This window comes from Bacillus sanguinis, from assembly GCF_018332475.1.
Taxonomy (GTDB): Bacteria; Bacillota; Bacilli; order Bacillales; family Bacillaceae_G; genus Bacillus_A; species Bacillus_A sanguinis.
The window spans coordinates 1-2,489 of sequence record NZ_BOQB01000181.1 but is presented as its reverse complement, the minus strand read 5'-3'; the positions used below and the strand labels follow the sequence as shown (position 1 = coordinate 2,489).

Below are 2,489 nucleotides of genomic sequence, written 5' to 3'. Positions count from 1 at the left end.
AAATTAAGATGGTTCAAGTCGGAGGAAGGCACCTTAGAGTGTCTTTTCTTTTTTCTAAAAGAGAGTTTTGCTTTAAAGAAGATAAATTTGCAATGGATTAATGCCATGCGTATGTAGATAAAGTGCATCAATACATTTATGTTCATGAATATGTACAATTACATAAAAATTCAGAGGAAAAGAGAGTATACTTTCTTATTGTGTAATAAAGATAAAGCCCGCCTACGGAAATAGGCGAGCTTTTTTAACATATAAGAAAAAGATAACTTTGCAAGTACCTTTCTTCGAGTTAAAATATTTTACTAGGTTAAGCTTTGTGGTGATTATCTCTTTTCATTTAAAGGAACTAAAGTAGTGCATCACTTTATTTTTAAGCATCCTTCTAAACAAATATGAATATTTTCATTATCCTTTTCACTACAAAGGGTAGTAATTTAGAAGCTAAAAATGCAAGCACGAAAGCAATTCCCCATGTTTTCAGCCATGATTTGAGAAATAAAGCTGTATACCCAACGTTCATTGAAACCATGACGAAAGAGATAATACTAGATATACCTAAAATCATAAAGAGATTAAAAATCATTGGTTCAAATTTTTTATTGATTTTCAAAATTAACACCTATTTTCTAATATACTTTGCTGCCCGATTTCACCAACATCTAATCTTACAGTTTGAAATCTAGGTTGTCCAGCTTGTTGTACTTTTCTGCAATAGCAACAATAGGTATATAACTATAGAGTAAATAAACGTCTTTATAATATAACTAATATTTCTGCTTTGGATGATAAGGAGCAGAACTCGATAGGCTGTATGAAGAGAAAAAGGATCCCCTTAAAGGAGATCCTTTTTACATTTTAAAGAAATCTTTCATCATTTTAGCATCTTTAATGTTCACGATCACACCTTCAACTTTATCTTTCTTCTCATCTTTAGCAATCGTAATTTGCTCCTTATTATCAACCCACACAAGAAACTCTTCTTTCGCGTCATCTTTATATGTAACGGTAATAGTAGAATGTGCTGATTCTCTCTTTTTTTGATCTAATGTAATTGATTTAGGAGTGCCTTTTTGAACTGCTGAAACGATTGATTTTATCATTTCTTGGTTATCTGTTTGAGATTTTGAAACGTTGTTATTTATTGTGCTAAGTATTTCAATGTCTGTAATATTTGCGGAGTTTAATTGAAAGGTAGTTTGTGTATGTTCTTGCTTAGCTTGTGAAGCTTTATCTGTAGCTGAGGTGCTTGTACATCCTATTAAAGTGAAAGATAGAGCGGTTAGAGCGCATATAGATATGATTTTTTTCATGTTATCCCTCCTCTTTTAATTATAACAATTTTCTGTTAATTAAGGTAGTTATTGTAAGTAGATTTATTCTACTAGTTTTAGGATAGAAGAAATTCACATAACTTTTTTCATATTTTATGTTTAACATTTCGAAAATGGGTGTACTACATATAATATAACAAATAATTCATTTTAGAGGAGGAAGTTAAAGATGGAAACGAAGTATAGTAAACCTTTTGTATATGAATTTATTACGGAGAAAGAGGTCATGAATGCGGCGAATGATCTAGTGAAGAAAGGAATAGACCAAAAAGATATTTACGTATTAACACACGAGAAAGAAAGGACAGATAGAATCGCAGACAATGCAGACGTGAATACAATTGGTATACAAGAGGAGGGACTTGGGACAAGCATTATTAACGTCTTTCAAAAAACGGGAGATCAGTTAAGAAATAAGATGCAAGAGTTAGGACTTAATGAGGAAGAAGCGAACTTCTACGAAGAAAAGCTAGATGAAGGGAAGATCTTGTTATTCGTTAAAGATTTAGAAAGAGTCGGTGAATGGTTACAAGAAAGAAGATGCACGTATTCTATTTAAATTTGTATCCTATAAATCTATTACGAAAAGGAGATGGGAAATATGAGTGAGAGCGGGCTGAAAGAACAAATTACTGGTAAAGTTGAAAAGAAAAAGGGACAAGTGAAAGAAGGAATCGGTGAAGTTACAGAGGATAGAGAGTTGAAAAATGAAGGGAAGTGGGAGAAGACGAAGGGAACGATAAAAGAAAAAGTCGGAAAAGTGAAACAAAAGATAAGTGATGGGTTGGATAATAAAGAGTAATACATGTTTATCAAGCTTTGGTTACATACCAAAGCTTGATAAATACAATATAAAACGAATATAGGAGGGTTAATTGTGGGACTTATTATTACTTGTATTGTAGGTGGACTTATTGGTGCGTTAGCTGGAATGATTACGGGAAAAGACTTTCCTTTAGGTATAGTTGGTAATGTGATTGCCGGATTAATCGGATCTTGGGTAGGTAGTGCGTTATTTGGTCATTGGGGTCCTGAATGGGGAGGCATCTTTATTCTTCCAGCTTTATTAGGTGCAATCGTCTTTATTTTAATCGTTACATTCTTTTCTAGAATGCTACGGAAAGCGTAAGTATGATAATGAATAATAATCTTAAGTTT

General features: G+C 32.5%; 5 protein-coding genes. 3 read left to right on the top strand and 2 right to left on the bottom strand.

Translation table 11 applies throughout. The annotated features are described in order from the left end of the window. Positions 1 to 382: 382 nt before the first annotated feature. The gene (locus KI369_RS19250) at positions 383 to 610 is read right to left on the bottom strand and encodes a DUF2798 domain-containing protein (protein ID WP_212957011.1); all 228 of its coding nucleotides are present in this window, start codon (positions 608 to 610) and stop codon (positions 383 to 385) included. A 238-nt stretch (positions 611 to 848) separates the two neighbouring features. After that, complete coding sequence (locus KI369_RS19245; protein ID WP_212957010.1) at positions 849 to 1,310, bottom strand: hypothetical protein; 462 nt, start codon at positions 1,308 to 1,310, stop codon at positions 849 to 851. 190 nt (positions 1,311 to 1,500) lie between these two features. Between KI369_RS19245 and KI369_RS19240 the strand changes: the two genes are divergently transcribed. The 3 genes from KI369_RS19240 to KI369_RS19230 all read left to right on the top strand — a co-directional run bounded on the left by KI369_RS19240 (position 1,501) and on the right by KI369_RS19230 (position 2,460). Continuing rightward, a complete protein-coding gene (locus KI369_RS19240) occupies positions 1,501 to 1,890 on the top strand; it encodes a YflT domain-containing protein (protein WP_212957009.1) in 390 nt (129 codons plus the stop codon). A gap of 42 nt (positions 1,891 to 1,932) precedes the next feature. Next, positions 1,933 to 2,133, top strand: a complete 201-nt coding sequence (locus KI369_RS19235) for a CsbD family protein (protein WP_000004263.1) — start codon at positions 1,933 to 1,935, stop codon at positions 2,131 to 2,133. A 75-nt stretch (positions 2,134 to 2,208) separates the two neighbouring features. After that, complete coding sequence (locus tag KI369_RS19230; RefSeq protein ID WP_000522902.1) at positions 2,209 to 2,460, top strand: GlsB/YeaQ/YmgE family stress response membrane protein; 252 nt, start codon at positions 2,209 to 2,211, stop codon at positions 2,458 to 2,460. The last annotated feature ends 29 nt before the right edge of the window (positions 2,461 to 2,489 follow it).

Excerpts from the sequence above, each read along its gene's own strand:
- KI369_RS19240 (WP_212957009.1), top strand. The coding sequence starts at position 1,501 with ATGGAAACGAAGTATAGTAAACCTTTTGTATATGAATTTATTACGGAG.
- KI369_RS19245 (WP_212957010.1), bottom strand. The coding sequence starts at position 1,310 with ATGAAAAAAATCATATCTATATGCGCTCTAACCGCTCTATCTTTCACT.
- KI369_RS19235 (WP_000004263.1), top strand. The coding sequence starts at position 1,933 with ATGAGTGAGAGCGGGCTGAAAGAACAAATTACTGGTAAAGTTGAAAAG.